Source organism: Enterobacter sichuanensis (assembly GCF_002939185.1).
GTDB classification, from domain to species: Bacteria; Pseudomonadota; Gammaproteobacteria; order Enterobacterales; family Enterobacteriaceae; genus Enterobacter; species Enterobacter sichuanensis.
The window spans coordinates 107,469-127,613 of sequence record NZ_POVL01000001.1; the positions used below are offsets into that span (position 1 = coordinate 107,469).

Sequence of the window (20,145 nt, forward strand, 5' to 3'; positions counted from 1 at the left end):
CAGCAGCAACTCATCCACGGAAAGTCTTCCCTTCTGGCTCAATAACCCCATCGGGATGCTGGAAACGCAAATGAATGGACTGAAACTGGCTGATGGTTCTGATAATAATCCCATCTTCTGGGATGTCATACTGGATGATAGGCTTAATGAGATTAAACAGGTATTGCACGATAATCACGTCGCGCTGAAAGTTTCCTGCTTTACCTGGCGTTCCTACGGCACTTTTCAGTAAAGGTGACAAACGTCTGAGAGAATTATCCATTTCTGAGTACGCATAAATGAAAAAATATACGGTTAGTGGGAAAACGCACCTCGTGATCGACAGCATAAAGCTGCTCACATCCAGCAGACATTGATACGCCACTTGCGCCGCACCAGGTAAACACTGAAAACAGGAATTATTGGGAGCACAAATGGGTGGGGGCCCTGCCAGCTAAGCTTTTTCTAATAAAACCTATGTATTTCAATGCACTGAAAAGCGGTGGGGCAATGATTTTGTATCACCAAAAGTATACACTGGCAAGCCGTTTTCTCATGCGACAGACACAAAAAACCGGGGCTGACCCGGCTTTGTATGGCTTTTGACCAAACTCCATCTAAGCTACATTTTCCACTACCATGTAGGATCGCCCAACCTCTTCAATCAGTGGTTGGAGGTTCGTATTGCTGCCTTTGACTGTAAATAGGTCTTCTGGCTGTTCATCTTTTACGGCTTTTTTAACATAACCATAATACGGACGACTAACCGCAGTCCTTAAAGATACCTCCGTACAAGAAGATAAAGCGACCACATTTTCCCCTGTGTACTTGAACACTGGCGGCTCATAGTTTTTGATCACGCTCCGGCAAGAGTTCACAAATTGTGTGAACTCTTCAATTCTACCTGCCAGAGCCAAACGACGGGCATGTTCGATCTCATCTACCGTGAGATCGGGAGCGGAAATCTGGACCACCTCGTCTTCACGCGACAATCCGTTACACAATTTCAAATGATGATACAGTGCCCTAGAAGCACATCTTAGAACCCTTGTCATGCGTTCCGTGTTCCGTTTGGATGGCTCAGTATTTTTACCTTGAGAAATATTATAATCCCACATCTGCCGATGTACTGTTGGCGTATCGATATGATCCAGTTGTTCTAAGATTGCAAGAATTCGCTCTCCCTTGAACCTTCTTGTCTCTTCTTCCTGCCCCAATGCACCGCAGATACAATCTTCCACAATGCGTGGCAACTCCCCCAAAGAGCCATACCCTCGTAAGAAAATGCGTACAGCTGTATTATCAACCCCTTTTGCTACAGCACCCTTAGTTCTCGCCATATTGTTCTCCTTTTTAAATAGACATAAGTAATCCTCCGCTATCGCTGGTAGCGATCAGGATATGTGGCCTTCCTTTGTGGATGGCATTTGGTTTTAAAGTACCGTGTTTACGGTAGCTTGATATATCTCGCTGTGCGCCAGACGACGTTAACGCTTATACGATAAGAATGACCAACATACGATTGCAGTCGCGCTGACCACCATTCTCGTACAGAGCGATCTAAATCGCTTTTCCACACACATGCTGGCACAGCCAATGATGTAAACATCAGCAAGGAATTTCAGTACCATGATGTAAACACATAGCGGGGTATCAGCTAGGTTACCTGAGTCCACGATTGGAACAGACCACACAGAGACAGGCTATCAGCCTGTTGATGTTGCGGGATGTAACAGAGTGGTAAACGAAGGTTATGGTATGGACAGACAAGTCTGTTCACGTCTGGACAGACCATTACCATTATATCTTCTAAAGTGGCGTAGCCGAGTTGTCACGGAGTGACGTAAGTAAATAACTAAACAACCATCCAGATGACATCAGTCATCCTGCTGTTGGTTTTCACTCTTTTGCTTTTTTGCTTTTGTTTCGACGAGATTATGAGTGTTAGTGTGTATAAATGTCGAAACGAGATACAAGGAGACCGAAGCCCGTATGGGTGATGTTACGTGAGTTTTCATTCCTGGAGAAGGAAGGAAAAGACAGAGTAACGAAGTCTCTTATATTATTGTGGCGTTTTATTCCTATCACCCAGTATGGACGAAAAGGAATGAAGGAATACTATATTGTGGCGTTTTATGGCACATCTTCGCTATCTGATGTGAGCGAACGCCCCTCAAGCCACCCCCGAACTTCAACCCGCCATTATCCACTTTCTGAAATCATTGTCAAGCAAAATGCATGCCACTAGTATATCTTTTTACGTTTATATGATAAAATACTTATGTGATGAATGACTTACAGAGAGGTTATTTTGTGCTTTGCCTTTAGACCACCAGCATTTTTTCTGCCATCGGTAGAAGAACGTAAGGAGCTGGTCAGAACCCTGAATGATTTCGGGCTAACGCTGACAACTTCAAGAATCCATCTTCTTCACCACATGAAGCAAACCCAGATCCCGCTTACGGCTTCAGACTTGTCAAAACAAATTGAACTCCCGCTATCAACAACACACAGGACTCTTTCGACGTTCGCTGACTGCGGACTAGTCGATTTCATTGTTGATCGCGCAAGCGTCTGTCGTTGGTATTTTCTTTTCGCAGACCGCCCTAACTTCTGCCCAACTTGCAATCAGACTTACAACGCCGCTCGCTGATACAACCAAATGACCGCATAAAGCGGCTGAGACTGACGCATACAAACAGCGCCAGCGAGCAACCACGCCCCTTTACTACCGATACGGAGTTCCAACATGACTACAAAAAAGAAATCACAGGCCCAGATTTCGCCGGAATTGAAAACTTATCTCGACAACATCGCAGCGAAGTACAAACCAGATCCGGGGGCTCTAAAGCGTCAAATTGATAATGCGGAAGCTCGCTACAGCCGAACACAACAGTTTTCTGACATTCCAGCGCGGCTGGTGGTGAAACTCCAGAGCCTGATCCTAGACGGCTGGCGGTTTTGCCCTTCAGCTAATTCTTCAGTGCTTTCCAATGCTGCGATGATTTCTGTTAAGTTGCAGAAACCGGAGGCCTTGATCGAAGAGGAGTTGAAGACGCTACGCTCCAGAGTCTCCAACGCTTACCACGATCAACTTTTTAAAGCGATGGAGCGTGAGATTGACGAACTGATACATGAAGCAGCACAGGACGCACAACAGAAAGCAGTTCAGCAAGCAGCTGCCGAAGAAGCTGCAATGCGTGACCAGTTGAGGGCTGCCCTCGGTATGGTGAAAGCATGACAGCGCAATCCAGCCAGACCAAGGGGCAAGAGAGCCCCGTTACCGTCATCGACGAAGGCGCATTGAAACGAGCCATTCAGAAAGCAAAGGATATTGCAGACGCTAACCCGGAAAAATACCGTCGGATACATCCAACTTTACAATAACGAAACAAAAGCTATGATCGCGAAATCCTTCATGTAACGCCCCATGCGCCCTCGAAAATCAAAAGCAGCACCTACCATTACCTACACCATAAAACGCGCTCACGATGGCGCATGTTGCGTTTAACAAGGGTTTATCTCTTATACTTTTGGTTAACTTTTAAATATAGCTGTTTATTCTCAACTTCGCCAGAGAATTTCCAATCAGAAAATGCTCTTTGTCTGTGAAACAGTCGGGGACTTTCCCGGAACATTTAAACGAAAAAGCTGGTAAATATCGCTTTCATGAGCGCAAAAGCGATAAAAAACCTGTAACTGGTATCTGGAAGTGATTAAATTGTTCTGAATACAACTTGCTCATAGAGGGTCAATTGATGACACACAAAATTTGTCCAGTAACAAACCGCCCAATCAAATTGAATCGCGGTGGGATTAAACATATGCCTCGGTACTGCGTTGTTGATGGTAACCGATATGAGAGCTTTCACCAGTTCGGAACAAGCATATTGAAAAAATCAGTGAGTGAGATTATTGAACTGCGGAACGAGCACTTCATTGAAAAACATAAATCCACAGTCTGCGGCTACACCGTCGAAATGTTTTACAAATGCGACGAACCGAAAAAGCCTTAGGGCGATCATCCTCTCATGTATTGAGTTAGGATTGTGGTATTCACAAAGGGTATACCTGAAATGAAAAGAGCTTTCGTGAACAAATTCATTCACAATGAGTAGTAAAAATTGACTCTATGTAAATAATTCACGTAAAGTTACACAGTGAAAACCCAATGTGAAAAAAACAATGACTACACACCAAATCACGACCCACGCTTACCTCAGGGCATCCACTGACGATCAAGACGCTACACGCGCACTTGAAACCATAAAGGACTTTGTTGAGGAGCATCGGCTAACAAGTGTTGAGTATTATGTCGAAAACTTTTCTGGTGCCAAGCTGGAGCGCCCGGAACTTTCCCGTCTGCTTGCCGCAGCCGAAAAGGGTGACTTTTTGCTGGTGGAGTCCATCGATCGCTTAACCCGACTCCCCGCTGTACAATATGAAGCCCTCAAGGCTCGCATTGAAAAGCAGGGCTTACGCGTCGTCGTTGTGGATCTGCCTACATCGCACGATGCATTAAAATCCGCAGCAGGTGACCGCATCATTGAGCTTATCAACGGCCTCATGATGGATATTGCAGCCCATTACGCACACGAGGACTACACCAAACGCCGCCAACGTCAGGCACAGGGCATTGCTAAAGCAAAGGCTGAAAATAAGTACAAAGGCAGACCAGCGGATACAGACCTGCGACGCAAGATTGAGTTGTATCTCACCAAAGGCGGGAATACATATGCAGAGATTGCGAAACTGTGTGATTGCTCCGTTGGGATGGTCGCCAAGGTAAAGAAAATCCTCGAAACCGCCTGATAATCACTGCATCCACAGCCCGACCTGATATTTCTATATTTCCAGGGCTGGCTTTATGCTTCAGAAAATCCGGGTTTGGCCGTGCTGCACATACGCCATTGATATTTCCGCCTGTACGTATTTGGGGAAAGGGGACTTCTGGACCCTTCACGGCGGAGGGATGGTTTCATTAAAAAAACGTTAGACCCCTGTAGCTCTTCGCTAAGCCCAGGGGCTTCAATGACGGTTTTTTCATCTGCGTTTTTTTTGTTTCATTGGGATTATTTCTTTGAGTTCCTCAATGCGCTTATCACGCATAACCGACTTTTCTATAAAACGCTCGATTGCTTGTAGTAAAGGAGTAAATTCGTGGCTATTTGGCGACCATCCGCGATGGGCCGCAGCATTGCCTGCCTCGGTGACTATACTGAGCTGCTCGCGTTCTGTTTCGCCAACAAAACCTTCCTTCAAGACAGCATCAACCTTTTGGTACATTTTTAACTCTGGATCGATACCGATAATTTCAATTGCTCGATCAAAGGCTGTTCTGAGGCCAATAGTAGCGAGAATATATGATTCGTTACCTACAGCATTATAAACCTCATATAAAATATGATATAGGATATAATCTTTGCGAAAGAGCGAATCAAACCACCTTGGTCTAAGATCTCGTGCAGGGAAGGTTTTAATGTTGTGGATCAGGTACATCTGTCCATTTTTGTCAAAATCCCATTCCTCGCTATGGGATGAATCAGTGAAGTAAAAGACGGTACTGCAACCACAGCATTCTAAAAGCTTATGGAATGTTCCACCATACATGTAGTTATCAGGATCGCTGTCATCACTCCACTCAGTAGAAGTCTCTCCATGGACAAATGCGTTACAGTCCCCTTGGCATTTTGGGCAAGGAGCTTTAAATAGCAATTTTTCAGGCATTTTCGTTCCCGTATTGATATCTCTTGTCAAAATGAAAGTACAATTTTTAGCAGGGTAGGCCAAGATACAACTTCAAAATTGTTTATCTTTATGTGCTCAGGCCGTGCTGATAACTCGACTGGGATATTTGAGCTACTGGTAGTGTATTTGGTAGGGGTACTTCTGAATCTACCCGGCGGGGAGTTGGGTAAGTCGCCGGGAATTTACCCGGCAAACTGTATGAAAGATCAGTTAAAGGTGCAGTTGCCGCCAGACGGTGCACCGATGAAAAGCTGCATCTTTTCGCAAGTCACGGTTATCTTCTGCCCTTTCTTCAGCTTCGACGCCTGCGCCATCTCTGAATCAGCCATACTCAGGCTGACAGGCATGAAGCGATTACCACTTTCAAGTTTAAGAACGACATCATTCGCGAAATTTTTTGTTATGTCCTGAACAGTTCCGGTCATTTCCACCTTACGACCACCAATCTTGTCATCCGCTGCAACTTCATTAGCGCTGTACAGTTCTGCCAGAGCTTTTGCTGTTGTACGGTAAATGCCCTCATCAGAAGTTGTCGTCTTCGGGTTTACGACACCAGCTTGCGTGGCTAAAGGCATTAGCCCCGTAAGGGTCATCTTTCTAAAATCCTTATGTATCAATGCATAAGCACCAACACCACCGCAACTATCTATTCCAATTTTGTCTTTCGTTGCCAGAATCATTTTCTGTTTCTTAGCATTTTTTAGCTTATCCCCCATCTCAGCACCAAAGACGATTGAATTGTAAACAGCGTAGTAGCTTTCCGTGTCGGTAGTCATTCCTTTGGTGGCGCTGGTGCTGATGGATTTGATGACTCTATCAATGGAGTTCTTTCCATCATCTGAAAGTACCTGGTCGCAACTGGCTGTAACAAGCGTTTTGACATAGGCAGACAGGTATTCAGGATATGGCTGGATTTCGCCTGAGGCAGCATCACCAGCTACGGACGAGAAAGCGCAGAACGCCAGAGAAAACCCAATAATTTTTTTCATGCTTCTTCCTGTATGCAGACTTGATCGTTATCATTAATAATAGATTTTATCGATCGAAATTATATTATTGATCGTTTTTATAGATCAATGATGGAGATGCATCCTACATACACCGCTTGCAGGAAGGCGGCAGAAATCAACTGCAATGGAGGTTTAGAGATGGTAAGAAGAGTGTTGTTGATGGGATTTATTCTTGCTGCGTTAAGTGCCAATGCCGGGCGTATAACTATGAGCAACCCGGAGCAGTCAACCACGGCGAACGGGCAAACCTTGTGTGTCTATTCCAACAGTATTTACACCTTTACCTACGTCACGAAGTCGAAACATTGCCCATATAGCAAAAGTTTCAACACGGTCGAAAGTGAGTAAATTATGGATAAGAATTGTGTCGAACATCGAAAATGAAGGTTATTGCTCAGAAGGATGACTGCGGTGAGCCCACTGGCGATCAATAATAAGCCGCTAAAGACGGTCTCTAACGGCTTATAGCTTTTCACACCAGACGGAGAGAGGCCTTTGATAGTGAGCTTGATGTTCCGCAATTACCACCACTAATTGCCGCCACACCGTAAAGCAGGCTACTCAGTTCATCAAGAGGCACGTTAAGCTCATCACTCAATTGAGTCAGATTAATGCCGTTACCAGCCAGAGCGGTCATCATTTTTTCAATAATGAGCGATCTTTCACGCTCGATTCCTCCCGGCTCACCGGTTCGATACCCCTTTGCCGTCGCATCGCGCATCAGACTGTTGTACTGCCATTCTGTAAGCATGTTCAGATTTCGCATTCTGACAATCAGAGCCATCGCCGAGACTTTCCAGAGCGATTTCAATTGCACGATTTTGTCGAACGTCGGCAACGTCATCTTAACAGCCATCACATTTTCCAAGGGCATCAGAAATGCCGACGCAAAAGCATCCGCTTCACGCTCTGCATCTTGCCCCTTGACGTCACCATGACGGTGGAGCACCAGGTGAGCAAGTTCATGTGCCGCATCGAAACGACTGCGTTCACCTGATTTACGAGTGTTCAGGAAGATGTAAGGGACATCATCTTTCCAGAACGAAAATGCATCGATACTCGCCGTTTCCTCCGAGAGCCAGAACACCTTAACGCCGTGCTTCTCCAGAAGATGAACAACGTTGGTGATGCTCTTCTTGCCAATACCCCAAGCTTCGCGCACCGCCTGAGCAGCGATCTCAGGCTCACTTCCACGAAGATTCGGCAATTCAGGCTGCGGCAGAGTGAAACGGGTGCTGAAATACTCGCTCAGCATAACTCCCAGCGCACCAGCCCCGATTGCCGCATGCTGGTCGGCGGCTTTTGTCGTGCGCAAAGAACGGAATGAAACCGTCAGTGGATCGATTGCTTCTACGTCATCCCCGAAAAAAAAGGACTCTGGGTATTTCAGAGCTCTAGCGTACGCCTGGACCGTCTCTGGCGTGGGTTCATATAGGCAATAGGCTTTTTCGTACTCAATTACGATACGGCTGGAAAGTCCCATCTTTTCTGCCAGTTCTTTTAGGGTCAGTTTGCGTCTGATCCGTGCCAGCTTGAGCCGGGATGGATTAAAAAGACGTTTACCGTCATCAACAGGGTTACTCATTTGCTTTCAACAGTAATTGATATGTCATCATTGAAATCCTCATCAGGGAAAATATCCGCACCTTCAAATGGCAGAGGACTCAAAATAATACGCTCACTCCAAGCGCTTACGCGGGCAAATCCGTCCTGATTCACCATTCCTACCGGATAAGACACCTCGCAGCGAACCTCTTTGTTAGCCGCATCATAATAGTACAGGACGATATAAGTGCGAGTGCTATCTATCGGAGTGATTTCAGATTTGCCTGAATACAATGCATCCGTCTGGAACATATCAACTGTGCCAGGATTGTTGTGAACAATCGAGCGCGTTGCCTCACCTTTGGCATTTTTGGTTTTCGGCAATCCATCAGGACGCCCGGTGTGTCTGTCACCCGAGGTGATAATCAGATTAACCCCTCTCGCTGAGTTAGCGACCATTTCCATTCGCTTTACCACTTCAGGGGACCAGCCGTTACCCTTACCAATTAGTACACGGCGTGTCGCGGCAACCATTTCACTCCAGAAACGGAACCCTGCATCGACAGCGGGGTGTAGCTTGCTGGATTTGCGGCGCTCGTACAAAGCAGATGTCAGAGCAGCATGAATGTCGTTTTCTGAAAAGCCCAGTCCATTAAGTACAACATCTGAATCAGCTTCGGTATGCAGGATACAGTAAGGCATGGTCATGAAAGTCTCTCCGGTAGTTTCACTTCATGATTTCAACATAAATATTATGACAAAATCAAGAAGTGATTATCGAAAAGTCATTACAGCTTCATATTTATTTTCTTACTGGCTTTCTCTCAGCTCATTGACATGCTGCGATGTTTGTTAAGCCAACCGGCACTGAAACTCCGCTTCTCGCGTATAGCTGATTTTTATCTACACCCTCAAATTTCGACTTTTCAAAATAAATATTTGTTTCAATTTTCAGCAGATTAGCTGGTTTCGCCCCTGCTAGTTTTTTGCTTCTTAACTGACTTTATCTGCTACACAAAGTGAGATACAGTCTGCGACACAAGACAATCCTGGCGCTGTAGATACCTGACGTATGGTCGAACGAAGCCGCCTGATCGGTCAGCTTTACACATAAAAAAACCCTGCTTCAGCAGGGCTTATAATCTTGTCGATTCCTCACACCAATCGAAAATTAATGATTGTCCTTACGAGATGACGCATAATCACTGATTAAAAAATCATCATATTTTGCAGGCAAAAGTGCCACCTCCCCCCACCCTAACTGGGGTGTCATATAACCCATGCCGACCTCATCTACTCGACTATAAAAAACGGTTATCCTCCCACGATTTTTATCATTAAAAAATCCTCTCCCTTCAGCGGTATCATTAGTGATACGTACTCTGAAATCCCTAAATGATGTTCCTTGGTTGATCTTTAACCAGACATTACTATGGCCTGTAAACGTCTCAATTTTCCAAAACGTACCAAAAAAGAATGCTGGATCAGGAGAACCCTCAGTTATGTCATTGATTTCTTTTAGTGAGTCACAAAATCTGTAGCGCTTTGCTTTACCATCTGTGCCAACAAGGTAAATCTCACGGTAATAATTATGATCGAAATTAACGCATAAAGACTGGACACTAGTTACTTGGCTCGGAACCTTGAAAGACTCACCATGATGGCGGGAAATAGGCAATGAAACCTCTTTGCCATTTTTTCTCTCAAAATGAGAATCGACAGGTACCTCACTGCCCTCAGAATCGATCCTTGGATTGTTATCAGGACGAGACTCGAGAAAACCGCTTATGACTATAAGCTCTTCATCTTCAACGGCTTTTTTTGCATCCTCTTGAGATGCGTATTTTTTGTACTGAATGGGGCCACATCTCAAACTACAGAAAGGCGCATTATCATCTTTAAGGTGTTTGTAATAGGCCGGAACTTCATTCGTAGTCATGCCCTTGTCAGGATCGGCAGGCACCCGAGTTATATGTTCATAGCAAGAAGGACAAAAAATATATCCTTTCATAGACAGTGAATAAGCAAGCGGCTCGACAGTATTCCTTTTGAGGGCGAGAAGCGTATGCTCGCCTTTAATCCAATCAGGATCGTAGTATGCATAAGCGATTCTACGAGTTGGCATAATTATCCTACCCCCATCAATAGTGCATTAGCATGATTTCCAGACTATCACTTTTGGAAACCTCGCTAAAACAACACGGATCACAAAACCTCTATATTTAAAGGGGTTATGATTGGCACTCAAGATTTTCGAAGCGTATTTATCCCCTTTGGAACCAGCGTGAATTTGCTTATCCAGATAACTTTAGAGTACCTCAATTAACTCGATGAGCGTCCTGACAGCAATCCCCTTCCCGTATCGGTTGTACGTGATCGTTGCGTTCGAGTGTCCGAGCACCTGCGAAGCGAACTGTTCAGGGAAGCCATTCTGTTTGAATGTTGTGGCGGCATAGTGGCGCAGTGAATGATATTCAGGCAGGCTATGCTTGCCTCTGAACCTCGTAAACCAACGGCTGAAATAGTGACCATAGCTCCCAAGATGCAATGTTAGCTCAGGGAACAGATGGCCTTTTCTTTCTTTGATAAAATCAAGTAGACCAAGTGTCAGCAGTTGCGAATTGATCGGAACGAATCGGCGCGAACTGTCCGTTTTAAGCGTCTGATTCTGATTCAAGTTATCAACACGGAAGCACCAAACTCCGTCAACTTTCATCACGTCATTGTGGTAAAGCTGGCAGATCTCATTCTGCCTCATCCCCGAATAGCGACCAATCAGAATGATCCACCGTTTCCAATCCTTCACGCCATGTAAAGCAATGTGCAATCGTTTCAGATCGTTGAGCGTGTATGCTGGACGGCGATCCATTGGTGCGGTTATTTCCTTAACACCCATCCCCTCAAATGGATTTCGAATCTCATCATCCGTGCGAGTTGCAAGCCATTTGAAAAACGCCGAGTTCTTTTTGATGTAACGGTTTCTGGTGGATGCTGAACCTTCAAGGCCATCAACAAACGCCGCCGCGCTTCGTTTGCTGAAAGGCTCTTTTGTAGAATTCAGATATGCATTTACGCACCTATTGATCGTCAGTATTTCCCGTTCACCAACCTCTCCTGTTTTAGCCTTGGTGTACTTATCAAGCTCGCTCTTCAGGCTCTTGAAAGGCTTTTTCTGTTGTGGTTGTTGGAAGGAAGCAGACGGGGTAGCAGTGTGTGCCGGGATGGACTGCGGAACGCAGTGGAAAGGTTGTGAGGTGAGATATTTCTCCACACGGAGCAAAGCTTCACGCTTGGAACGTGTGCGAAGAGAAATACGAATTTCACGGCGTTTCCGAGGTGTCAGGTAGACCCTACGGTAGTACCAGATCCCGTGACGGGAAAGCATCAGATGCGACATTGATTAGCGTCCTAAGTGATACACGAAAGTTGTATCACCGCCGTTTCAATGCACGAAAACAGAGGGTTACATGATGGATATCATGCAGTTAGCAGAAATGGGTGGGGGCCCTGCCAGCTACATCCCGGCACACACGTCGTCTGCCCTGGCTGCTTCCTTCCGGACCTGACCTGGTGAACAGAGTAGCGTTGCGGGAGAACCAACAGAGCCCCCATTGAGAGCGTTGATAACCAACGCGCTGGCGCATTATCCCTGTGCTAACGCCCAATTGCAAGCCGCGAGGAACCGGATGCTGGTTTCTTGCGCAAACAGGCGCAGCAATCATGACGATCTTCGTTTACCATGGTTGTCCAGAACATCCCCACAGGTGAAGGTATGGACGAACACGACTCCTTTCCACAGCGTGTATGGCAAATAGTGGCCTCTGTTCCAGAAGGGTATGTCACTACTTATGGTGATGTGGCGCGTCTGGCGGGGTCCCCTCGTGCGGCGCGACAGGTGGGCGGCGTCCTCAAACGGCTACCGGAAGGCAGTACGTTGCCCTGGCATCGGGTGGTGAATCGACACGGTGCCATCTCGCTCACCGGGCCAGATCTCCAGCGCCAGCGTCAGGCGTTACTGTCAGAGGGTGTGCAGGTATCCGGGTCGGGGCAGATTGATTTGCAGAAATACCGCTGGGTGTACTGACCCCTCTCCCGCAGGAGAGGGGAAATACTCTCATTACATCTGAGTGGGTGGGGTTGGCAGGGACGGCTGACCGGTCGCCGGGGCGACAGGCACTTCAGTCTGCTGCACAGGAACCAGGTTCAGGTCGATTTTTGTCCCACCGTTGTTGATCGCTTCCTGGACCGTATCGGTGATAAAGACCAGCTTACCGTTAATCGTTACCGCGGCACTCAGCAGAATACGGGCATTAGGCTGTACGTCCGATGGGTTATATGGTAACACGAAGCTAAACGGCGCCTGCTTGCCTTCTGTCCGGACGGCACGCTGAGCCACAACCTTCGAAGGTGCGTCGGCCAGGGAAGCATCCGACAGGGTCACCGTTAATACCGCATCCGGCGGTAACGCCACTTTCTGTTTAATCCAGATAGTACCGGAAACGTTAGGCTGCTGAATGGATTGCTGCGAAAGGGTATTGATCCCGTTCGGATCTGCCGCTGGCACTGGCACCTGGGCGCTCTTACCGGCACAGGCGGACAACGCCACCGCAATAGCTACACCACTTAGCATGGGCACGAGTTTCATTGAAGTCTCCTTATCATCAATGCACCAGCGGGATCGATCCCATCCGATGTCGTTTCAATCACATAACGCATATAAGTGTGGCACAAATCACTGATTAATGCCTGAAATCGTCCCGATATTCAGATTAATCTACCCATCGGACCACTTTCATTTCTGCGTTATACTCAGCCTATCTTTCGCTACGGCGTTTATTGAGGACAACTATGAGTCAGGCACTGAACAATCTGCTGACATTACTGAACCTGGAAAAAATTGAGGAAGGACTCTTTCGCGGACAGAGCGAAGATTTAGGCTTACGCCAGGTCTTCGGTGGGCAAGTCGTAGGACAAGCGCTGTACGCTGCAAAGGAGACTGTCCCGGCAGACCGTCTGGTGCATTCATTCCACAGCTACTTCTTACGTCCTGGCGATAGCGCAAAACCGATTGTGTATGATGTTGAAGTCCTGAGAGATGGCAACAGTTTCAGCGCACGACGCGTCGCGGCCATCCAGAGCGGAAAGCCCATCTTTTACATGACCGCCTCTTTCCAGGCTCCGGAGCCTGGCTACGAACATCAGAAAGAGATGCCCCCGGCCCCGTCCCCCGACTCGCTGCAATCAGAGACCGATATCGCCCGTGCACTGGCGCATCTGCTTCCGCCACAGGTTAAAGAGAAGTTTCTCTGCGATAAGCCACTTGAGATCCGCCCCGTCGAGTTCCACAACCCGATGAAAGGTCACATCGCGGAACCGAAGCGCCAGGTCTGGATCCGGGCTAACGGTACCGTGCCAGAGGACTTCCGCGTTCATCAGTATCTGCTGAGTTATGCGTCAGATTTCAACTTCCTGCCGGTGGCGCTACAGCCTCACGGCGTCGGCTTCCTTGAAAAAGGGATGCAGGTTGCGACGATTGATCACTCCATGTGGTTCCACCGTCCGTTCAATATGAACGAGTGGTTGCTCTACAGCGTGGAGAGCACGTCGGCATCAAGCGCGCGTGGGTTTGTGCGTGGAGAGTTTTATACGCAGGATGGCGTGCTGGTCGCCTCGACGGTGCAGGAAGGGGTAATGCGTAACAGAGGGTGATTTGGCCCTCTCCCACAGGGAGAGGGAATAAACACAAAAAACGGCAACCTAGGTTACCGTTTTGCTTTTACCTTGTGCGGCCTGATGCCCTCACCCTGACCCTCTCCCACAGGGAGAGGGAACAAACACTAAAAACGGCAACCGAAGTTGCCGTTTTGCTTTTACCTTAGGCGTTATACGCATTCTCGCCGTGACTGTTGACGTCCAGACCTTCGCGTTCCTGCTCTTCAGGTACACGCAGGCCGACCGTCATATCCGCCAGTTTGTAGCCAATGAAAGCGACAACGGCAGACCATACAACGGTGATCGCAATACTTTCCAGCTGCACCAGCACCTGATGAACCATGGTCACGCCTTCCGCATAGCCCACGCCACCCAGTGATTTCGCCGCGAAGATACCGGTCATGATACAACCGATAATGCCGCACACGCCGTGCACGCCAAACACATCGCAAGGGTCATCCACGCGCAGAAGACGTTTCAGCGCCGTCACGCCCCACAGACCCGCCAGACCCGACACCAGGCCGACCAGCAGCGCACCACCTACACCGACATACCCACACGCAGGGGTGATACCGACCAGACCAGCAATCGCACCCGAGCAGGCACCCAGCAGGGAAGGTTTACCGCGCACTGCCCACTCGCCGAATACCCAGGAGAGGATCGCACCCGCCGTGGCCACAACGGTGTTCACAAAGGCCAGCGCGGCAATTTCGCTCGCGGCACTTGCTGAGCCTGCGTTAAAGCCAAACCAGCCAAAGTAGAGGATCGCTGTACCGGTAAAGACCATCGGCAGGTTGTGCGGTTTGAACGCTTCTTTACCGAAGCCCACGCGTTTGCCAATCAGGTAGGCACCCACCAGACCCGCTACCGCGGCGTTAATGTGCACAACGGTACCGCCTGCGAAGTCCAGCGCACCGTGCGTCGCCAGCAGACCGCCACCCCAGACCATGTGCGCAATCGGCACATAGGAGAGCGTCAGCCAGACCACCACGAAGATCAGGACGGCAGAGAAGCGAATACGCTCGGCGAGTGCGCCCACAATCAGCCCGACGGTAATGCAGGCGAAGGAGCCCTGGAACGCCACGTGAATATACTGATAGAAACTGCCCATCAGCGCGGTCAGTTCAATATTTTTCAGCATCACCCAGTCGAAGTTACCGAAGAATGCGTTGCCGGTGCCGAAAGCGAGCGAGTAACCGTAAACCACCCACAGCACGCAGACCAGTGCGAAGGTCACGGCAACCTGCGTCAGCATGGAGAGAACGTTTTTGCCACGGATCAGGCCGCCGTAGAACAGCGCAATGCCCGGAATGGACATGAACAGCACCAGCGCGGTGCTGATCATCATAAAGGCGTTATCGGCTTTGTCTGCCACCGCAGGCGCGGCCAGCGCCAGGCCCGGCAGCAGCGCCAGCGAACCCAGACCCGTTTTAAGTGTTGCTATCTTCATTTTCTCGATCCCTATCACTGTGTGCCAGGCGTTAATTACAGTGCCGCTTCGTCAGATTCGCCGGTACGGATGCGAATGACGCGCTGCAGTTCGGCAACGAAAATTTTGCCGTCGCCAATTTTGCCGGTGTAGGCCGCTTTGCTAATGACATCAATGACTTCATCAAGCTGATCGTCAGCAATCGCGACATCAATTTTTACTTTTGGCAGAAAGTTAACGCTGTATTCCGCCCCGCGATAAAGCTCGGCATGACCCTTCTGACGACCAAAGCCTTTCACTTCGGTGACAGTCAGTCCCTGAATACCCATTGAAGACAGCGCTTCACGCACGTCTTCGAGTTTGAATGGTTTGATTACAACCGTAACCAGCTTCATAGATCCCCTCCAGTCAGAATTCGGTAATGGCCGCAGCTTACGCAGAAGCTATTGCAAGGGATGTGCCAGAAATGAAAACCGGAGGGAACAGCGGTGTGATGAGCATTACACGGTCCTGATTAACGAACCGGCGAAAAAAAACGCACCATGCCGGTGCAGGGTGCGTTTCAGTTTTGCACCAACAGGAATGACTGTTAGCGCATCGCCTCATTTTAGTGCATCAGGCGCTAAGCGACTCTTCATCGCGCACGCTGGCTGCCAGCTCTTCGCCCGCCAGCTGCAGCTGGTACATCTGCCAGTAACGCCCTTTGGCCTCAAGAAGTTCGCGGTGCGTACCGCGCTCAACGGCGTGTCCGCGATGTAGCACCAGGATCGTGTCCGCATCGACGATGGTGGACAGGCGGTGGGCAATCACCACCAGCGTGGTATGGTCGCGTACGGCAGCCAGTGCCTGCTGGATGGCCTGCTCGGTGCCGGAGTCAATGCTGGCCGTCGCTTCATCCAGAATCAGGATCTGCGGCGTTTCAATCAGCACGCGCGCCAGCGCCAGAAGCTGTTTTTGTCCAACAGAAAGATTGTTTCCCTGCTCGCCCAGTTTCGTCCTGATGCCGTCGCTAAACCCGCGTGCCAGCTCTGCCAGCTGCACTTTTTCCAGCACGTCCCAGACCTGCTCCTCAGTGTAGTCTCGCCCCAGGGTTACGTTGGCGTAGAAGGTATCGGCCAGGACGACCGGATCCTGCTGCACCATCGCAACGCCTTTGCGTAACACGGTGTGGCTGAGAGACGCCAGCGGGCGTCCGTCGAGGCGAATTTCACCGCGGCTGACCGGGTAATACCCCATTAACAGGCTGGCTAGCGTGCTCTTACCGCTGCCGGTATGCCCCACCAGCGCCACGAACCCGCGTGACGGAACGGCAAGCGAGATATCCTGCAGCACCAGCTGGTCGTCGCGGTAGGCAAACGAGACGTTATCAAAGGCAATCGCCCCGCTTTGCAGAGGACGATCATCGTTACCGTAAGTCTGACGCGGCCTGTCCATCAGCTCGAATACGCGCTCCCCTGCCACCACCGCCTGCTGGAGCATAGACTGCTGCGTCGTCAACTCGATCAAGGGTTCGTTCAGGCGGCCAAGGTAGCTGATAAAGGCGTATAACACGCCCACCTCAATGGTCCCTTGTGTGGTCAGGCCAAAAAGCATCAGCAGCCCGCAAAGCACCAGCGCGGAGAAAAGGCTCAGCAGCGGGCGTAACAGGAACCCGTCAAGCCGCAGCGTCTGCATGCGCGCCATATAGTGCGAACGGCTGGCTTCCCCCATCCGCTCGCCAAAACGTGCCTGCTGGCGGAACTGCTGGATGACGCTCATGCCGTTGATCACTTCGTTGAAGCCATCATTGATGTCGGCCAGGTAGGTGCGCACCCGACGCACAATTGGCGTACTGTAGCGTTGATAGATAACCATCACGATCAGCACTGCCGGGAAGATAGTGATGGCCACCAGCGCCATGCGCCAGTCGAGGCTGAACATCGCCACCAGCATCGCGCCAATCAGCGCTGCGCTGCGCAACACGGTTGCCACCACGGTCACGTACAGATCGCGGATCACCTCGGTGTCGTTGGTCACGCGCGAAATCACCTGCCCGACGGGCTGGATATCAAACTCGCTGAGCGGCTGGCGAAGCGCGGCGTCCATGACGTCCGTGCGCAACTGCTGTACGACGCCCACCGCGGCCCGGTTAAACAGCAGCGACTGGGCATAGTGGAGACCTGCGGCCGCCAGCTGCAAACCTACGTAGGCCACGCCCAGGCCCACCACCAGCCCCAGTGGCAGATAGCTTTTGGCAACCATATTGTCGATGAAGTAGCTGATGAGCAGCGGGCCGCTCACTTCAGCCACTGCAGCAATCCACAGTAAAAGCACGGCCACGGACAGCGGTTTACGCCACGGCGAGCCATAGGCCAGCAGACGTTTCAGCGTCGGCCACATTGTTCCGAGCTTACGCATTGTCCGCCTCCTCAGCGTGTTCTGGCGCATCGTCCAGCGCCGCTTCAAGCTGTTGATAGCGATACATATCTCGATACCAGCCTGGTTGCTCCGCAAGCGTTTCGTGCTGCCCGCGCTGGGCAATATGCCCATGTTGTAATACCAGAATTTCGCTGGCTTCCGTCAGCGCCGACAAACGGTGGGCGCTGATAATCACCGTGCGCCCGTCACCCCACTGGCGCAGGTTATGCAGGATCTGATGTTCGGTACGGCCATCCACGGCGGAAAGGGCATCATCCAGAATCAGGATTTCCGCATTCAGCAACAGCGCACGCGCAATCGAGATACGCTGTTTTTGGCCACCGGACAGCATGACGCCCCGTTCCCCGACTTCCGTTTCGTAGCCCTGCGGCAGGCGCAGAATGTCATCATGTACGCTGGCTAAGCGCGCCACATGCTCAATTTCTCCCTGCGTCGCCCTTGGGCGTCCAAGGGCAATGTTGTTTGCCACGGTGTCTGAAAACAGGAACGGCGTCTGGCTGACGACCGCCAGTCGGCCTCGCCACTCATCCAGCATCAGCCTGGTCAGGGGAATATCATGGAAGCGAATATCGCCCTGCGTAACGTCAAAATGGCGCTGGAGCAGTGAGAGCACGGTACTTTTGCCGGACCCAGTCGGGCCACAGATACCCAGCATCTGGCCGGGCTGAAGGGTAAAGCTGACGTTCTCCAGTACCGGATGTTCCGTTTGCGGATAGACAAACTGGCGGATGTCGACTTTCATGACGCCGCGCCCTTCTGGTACCACTTCACTACCGTCATTGACCACCGGCGCTTCGGCCAGCATGGCGCGAATGCGGCTATAGGCAGCGCTGCCGCGCTCCACGATGTTAAACATCCAGGCCAGCGCCAGCATCGGCCAGATCATCAGCCCCAGATACATAGCAAAGCTGGTCAGTTGCCCCAGAGTTAACGTCCCCTGAACCACCATCCAGCTTCCGCCGCCAATCGCCAGCAGGTTGGCCATGCCAATCGCGATATAGATGGTCGGGTCAAACCGGGCGTCGATACGCGCGACGCGCATGTTCTTCGCCCCCGTGTCGGCGGCATCGGCCGCGAACAGCGCCGACTGTCTGTCTTCCAGGCCAAACGCTTTGATCATCCGGATGCTGGTCATGCTCTCCTGGGTGCGGTCGTTTAGCGACGAAAACGCAGCCTGCGCCAGCTTGAAACGCTCGTGCAGCTGTTCGCCGTAGCGGTTGATCGCCAGCGCCATGAGCGGCATCGGCAACAGGGCAAGCAGGGTTAACTGCCAGCTGATCTGTGTGGACATGACGATCAGCACCGCACAGCCCATCACCAGCGAGTCCACCAGCGTCAGCACCCCTTCCCCGGCGGCAAAGACCACGCGATCGACATCGTTAGTGGCGCGCGCGATAAGATCCCCGGTACGATGGCGCAGATAAAATTCGGGATGCTGCCGGCTCAGCTGGTGATAAAAATCCTCACGCAGCTCTACGGCCAGCTGGTAGGACGCGCCAAACAGCAGCACGCGCCAGACGTAGCGCAGCAAATAAACAATGACGGCCGTCAGCACCAGCGTGCCAACCCACATCAGCACCCGTGCGGTGGTGTAATGCTGTTCGGTGACGCCATCCACGACGTATCCCACCACTTTCGGCGGGATCAACTGCAAAATGGCAATGATAATAAGCAGGCATACGGCGCCGAGGTAGCGTTGCCACTCCCGACGAAAGTACCAGCTTAGTTGGGCAAATAATCGCACGCGGTTTGTTCCTGAAGGTATTTTACGAAGTTATTCAATAGGTAACGCTGTGGTGTATTTAATCTGTTCCATGGCGAAGCTCGAGGTGACGTCCGATAATCCCGGTACGCTGTTCACCAGCCGTTTGTAGAAGTCATCATAGCGCTTCATGTCGGCCACCTGAACGCGCATCAGGTAATCGTACTCGCCGGCCATCCGCCAGAAACCGAGCACCTCCGGCATTTCCGAGACCTGCGTGACAAAGCGGCAATACCATTCGCTGCTGTGATGCTGCGTTTTTATCAGGACAAAAGCCGTCAACCCAAGCCCCAGTTTTTCGGGATCTAATAACGCGACGCGTCCCAGAAGAATACCGTCATCCTCAAGCTTCTTCAGGCGCTTCCAGCACGGCGTGGTGGTCAGATTAACGGCATCGGCCAGCGCCTGCAAAGAGAGGGTACAGTCACTCTGCAGTAACGACAGGAGCTTACGGTCAATTTTATCTAGCATACCCACCTCACAGAGAAAATTTTTCTCCCTTGATTCTATTTTAAAGGCCAGATAGCAACAATTTTTTCTGT

21 protein-coding genes and 1 other RNA gene are annotated in these 20,145 nt (G+C 50.3%); 7 read left to right on the forward strand and 15 right to left on the reverse strand.

What is annotated here, in order from left to right; translation table 11 throughout:
- Nucleotides 1-10: 10 nt before the first annotated feature.
- The gene (locus tag C5687_RS24955; protein ID WP_225284170.1) at nucleotides 11-262 is read right to left on the reverse strand and encodes a hypothetical protein; all 252 of its coding nucleotides are present in this window, start codon (nucleotides 260-262) and stop codon (nucleotides 11-13) included.
- A gap of 334 nt (nucleotides 263-596) precedes the next feature.
- Complete coding sequence (locus tag C5687_RS00520) at nucleotides 597-1,319, reverse strand: hypothetical protein (RefSeq protein WP_104556219.1); 723 nt, start codon at nucleotides 1,317-1,319, stop codon at nucleotides 597-599.
- Between the two features lie 950 nt (nucleotides 1,320-2,269).
- Between C5687_RS00520 and C5687_RS25310 the strand changes: the two genes are divergently transcribed.
- The 4 genes from C5687_RS25310 (at nucleotide 2,270) to C5687_RS00540 (ending at nucleotide 4,791) form a co-directional block, all read left to right on the forward strand.
- The gene (locus tag C5687_RS25310) at nucleotides 2,270-2,632 is read left to right on the forward strand and encodes a helix-turn-helix domain-containing protein (protein ID WP_080296601.1); all 363 of its coding nucleotides are present in this window, start codon (nucleotides 2,270-2,272) and stop codon (nucleotides 2,630-2,632) included.
- Nucleotides 2,633-2,728: 96 nt separating this feature from the next.
- A complete protein-coding gene (locus C5687_RS00535) occupies nucleotides 2,729-3,220 on the forward strand; it encodes a hypothetical protein (protein ID WP_003847546.1) in 492 nt (163 codons plus the stop codon).
- A complete protein-coding gene (locus tag C5687_RS24865) occupies nucleotides 3,217-3,366 on the forward strand; it encodes a hypothetical protein (RefSeq protein WP_202911287.1) in 150 nt (49 codons plus the stop codon). The genes C5687_RS00535 and C5687_RS24865 overlap by 4 nt, the downstream gene beginning before the upstream one ends.
- Before the next feature lie 798 nt (nucleotides 3,367-4,164).
- Nucleotides 4,165-4,791: a recombinase family protein gene (locus C5687_RS00540; protein ID WP_104556220.1), complete on the forward strand. Its 627-nt coding sequence runs from the start codon at nucleotides 4,165-4,167 to the stop codon at nucleotides 4,789-4,791.
- 231 nt (nucleotides 4,792-5,022) lie between these two features.
- Here the strand turns inward: C5687_RS00540 and C5687_RS00545 are convergent, their stop codons facing one another.
- Nucleotides 5,023-5,706 (reverse strand): DUF4145 domain-containing protein, encoded by a 684-nt coding sequence (locus C5687_RS00545; protein WP_104556221.1) that lies wholly within the window; start codon nucleotides 5,704-5,706, stop codon nucleotides 5,023-5,025.
- A 227-nt stretch (nucleotides 5,707-5,933) separates the two neighbouring features.
- Nucleotides 5,934-6,716: an OB-fold protein gene (locus C5687_RS00550; protein WP_104556222.1), complete on the reverse strand. Its 783-nt coding sequence runs from the start codon at nucleotides 6,714-6,716 to the stop codon at nucleotides 5,934-5,936.
- A gap of 159 nt (nucleotides 6,717-6,875) precedes the next feature.
- On the opposite strand from C5687_RS00550, the gene C5687_RS24960 reads away from it, so the two are divergent.
- Nucleotides 6,876-7,085 carry a hypothetical protein gene (locus C5687_RS24960; RefSeq protein ID WP_104556223.1) on the forward strand — a complete coding sequence of 70 codons (210 nt, stop codon included), beginning with the start codon at nucleotides 6,876-6,878 and terminating at the stop codon, nucleotides 7,083-7,085.
- A gap of 124 nt (nucleotides 7,086-7,209) precedes the next feature.
- On the opposite strand, the gene C5687_RS00560 is transcribed toward C5687_RS24960, so the two are convergent.
- The 5 genes from C5687_RS00560 to ffs all read right to left on the reverse strand — a co-directional run bounded on the left by C5687_RS00560 (nucleotide 7,210) and on the right by ffs (nucleotide 11,884).
- On the reverse strand, nucleotides 7,210-8,322 hold the full coding sequence (locus C5687_RS00560; RefSeq protein WP_049086739.1) for a helix-turn-helix domain-containing protein: 1,113 nt from the start codon (nucleotides 8,320-8,322) through the stop codon (nucleotides 7,210-7,212).
- The gene (locus C5687_RS00565) at nucleotides 8,319-8,990 is read right to left on the reverse strand and encodes a hypothetical protein (RefSeq protein WP_033486668.1); all 672 of its coding nucleotides are present in this window, start codon (nucleotides 8,988-8,990) and stop codon (nucleotides 8,319-8,321) included. Before C5687_RS00565 ends, C5687_RS00560 begins: the two co-directional genes overlap by 4 nt.
- A 463-nt stretch (nucleotides 8,991-9,453) precedes the next feature.
- Nucleotides 9,454-10,407, reverse strand: coding sequence for a hypothetical protein (locus C5687_RS00570; protein ID WP_104556224.1), 954 nt, complete (start codon nucleotides 10,405-10,407; stop codon nucleotides 9,454-9,456).
- Between the two features lie 183 nt (nucleotides 10,408-10,590).
- Complete coding sequence (locus C5687_RS00575; protein WP_104556225.1) at nucleotides 10,591-11,679, reverse strand: site-specific integrase; 1,089 nt, start codon at nucleotides 11,677-11,679, stop codon at nucleotides 10,591-10,593.
- 108 nt (nucleotides 11,680-11,787) lie between these two features.
- Nucleotides 11,788-11,884: signal recognition particle sRNA small type (ffs, locus tag C5687_RS00580), an RNA gene on the reverse strand.
- Nucleotides 11,885-12,054: 170 nt separating this feature from the next.
- On the opposite strand from ffs, the gene C5687_RS00585 reads away from it, so the two are divergent.
- Entirely contained in the window at nucleotides 12,055-12,366 is a 312-nt protein-coding gene (locus C5687_RS00585; RefSeq protein WP_025204849.1) for an MGMT family protein, read from the forward strand.
- 33 nt (nucleotides 12,367-12,399) lie between these two features.
- On the opposite strand, the gene C5687_RS00590 is transcribed toward C5687_RS00585, so the two are convergent.
- A complete protein-coding gene (locus tag C5687_RS00590; protein WP_025756165.1) occupies nucleotides 12,400-12,927 on the reverse strand; it encodes a YbaY family lipoprotein in 528 nt (175 codons plus the stop codon).
- 203 nt (nucleotides 12,928-13,130) lie between these two features.
- Between C5687_RS00590 and tesB the strand changes: the two genes are divergently transcribed.
- Nucleotides 13,131-13,991: an acyl-CoA thioesterase II gene (gene tesB / locus C5687_RS00595; RefSeq protein ID WP_104556226.1), complete on the forward strand. Its 861-nt coding sequence runs from the start codon at nucleotides 13,131-13,133 to the stop codon at nucleotides 13,989-13,991.
- Between the two features lie 166 nt (nucleotides 13,992-14,157).
- Here the strand turns inward: tesB and amtB are convergent, their stop codons facing one another.
- The 5 genes from amtB to C5687_RS00620 form a co-directional block, all read right to left on the reverse strand.
- Complete coding sequence (gene amtB / locus C5687_RS00600) at nucleotides 14,158-15,444, reverse strand: ammonium transporter AmtB (protein WP_104556227.1); 1,287 nt, start codon at nucleotides 15,442-15,444, stop codon at nucleotides 14,158-14,160.
- Nucleotides 15,445-15,479: 35 nt separating this feature from the next.
- Nucleotides 15,480-15,818 (reverse strand): P-II family nitrogen regulator, encoded by a 339-nt coding sequence (gene glnK / locus C5687_RS00605; protein WP_008503304.1) that lies wholly within the window; start codon nucleotides 15,816-15,818, stop codon nucleotides 15,480-15,482.
- 220 nt (nucleotides 15,819-16,038) lie between these two features.
- Entirely contained in the window at nucleotides 16,039-17,820 is a 1,782-nt protein-coding gene (locus C5687_RS00610) for a SmdB family multidrug efflux ABC transporter permease/ATP-binding protein (RefSeq protein ID WP_104556228.1), read from the reverse strand.
- Nucleotides 17,813-19,585: a SmdA family multidrug ABC transporter permease/ATP-binding protein gene (locus tag C5687_RS00615; protein WP_104556229.1), complete on the reverse strand. Its 1,773-nt coding sequence runs from the start codon at nucleotides 19,583-19,585 to the stop codon at nucleotides 17,813-17,815. Before C5687_RS00615 ends, C5687_RS00610 begins: the two co-directional genes overlap by 8 nt.
- A 30-nt stretch (nucleotides 19,586-19,615) precedes the next feature.
- Nucleotides 19,616-20,074 (reverse strand): Lrp/AsnC family transcriptional regulator, encoded by a 459-nt coding sequence (locus tag C5687_RS00620; RefSeq protein WP_008503307.1) that lies wholly within the window; start codon nucleotides 20,072-20,074, stop codon nucleotides 19,616-19,618.
- Nucleotides 20,075-20,145 lie beyond the last annotated feature (71 nt).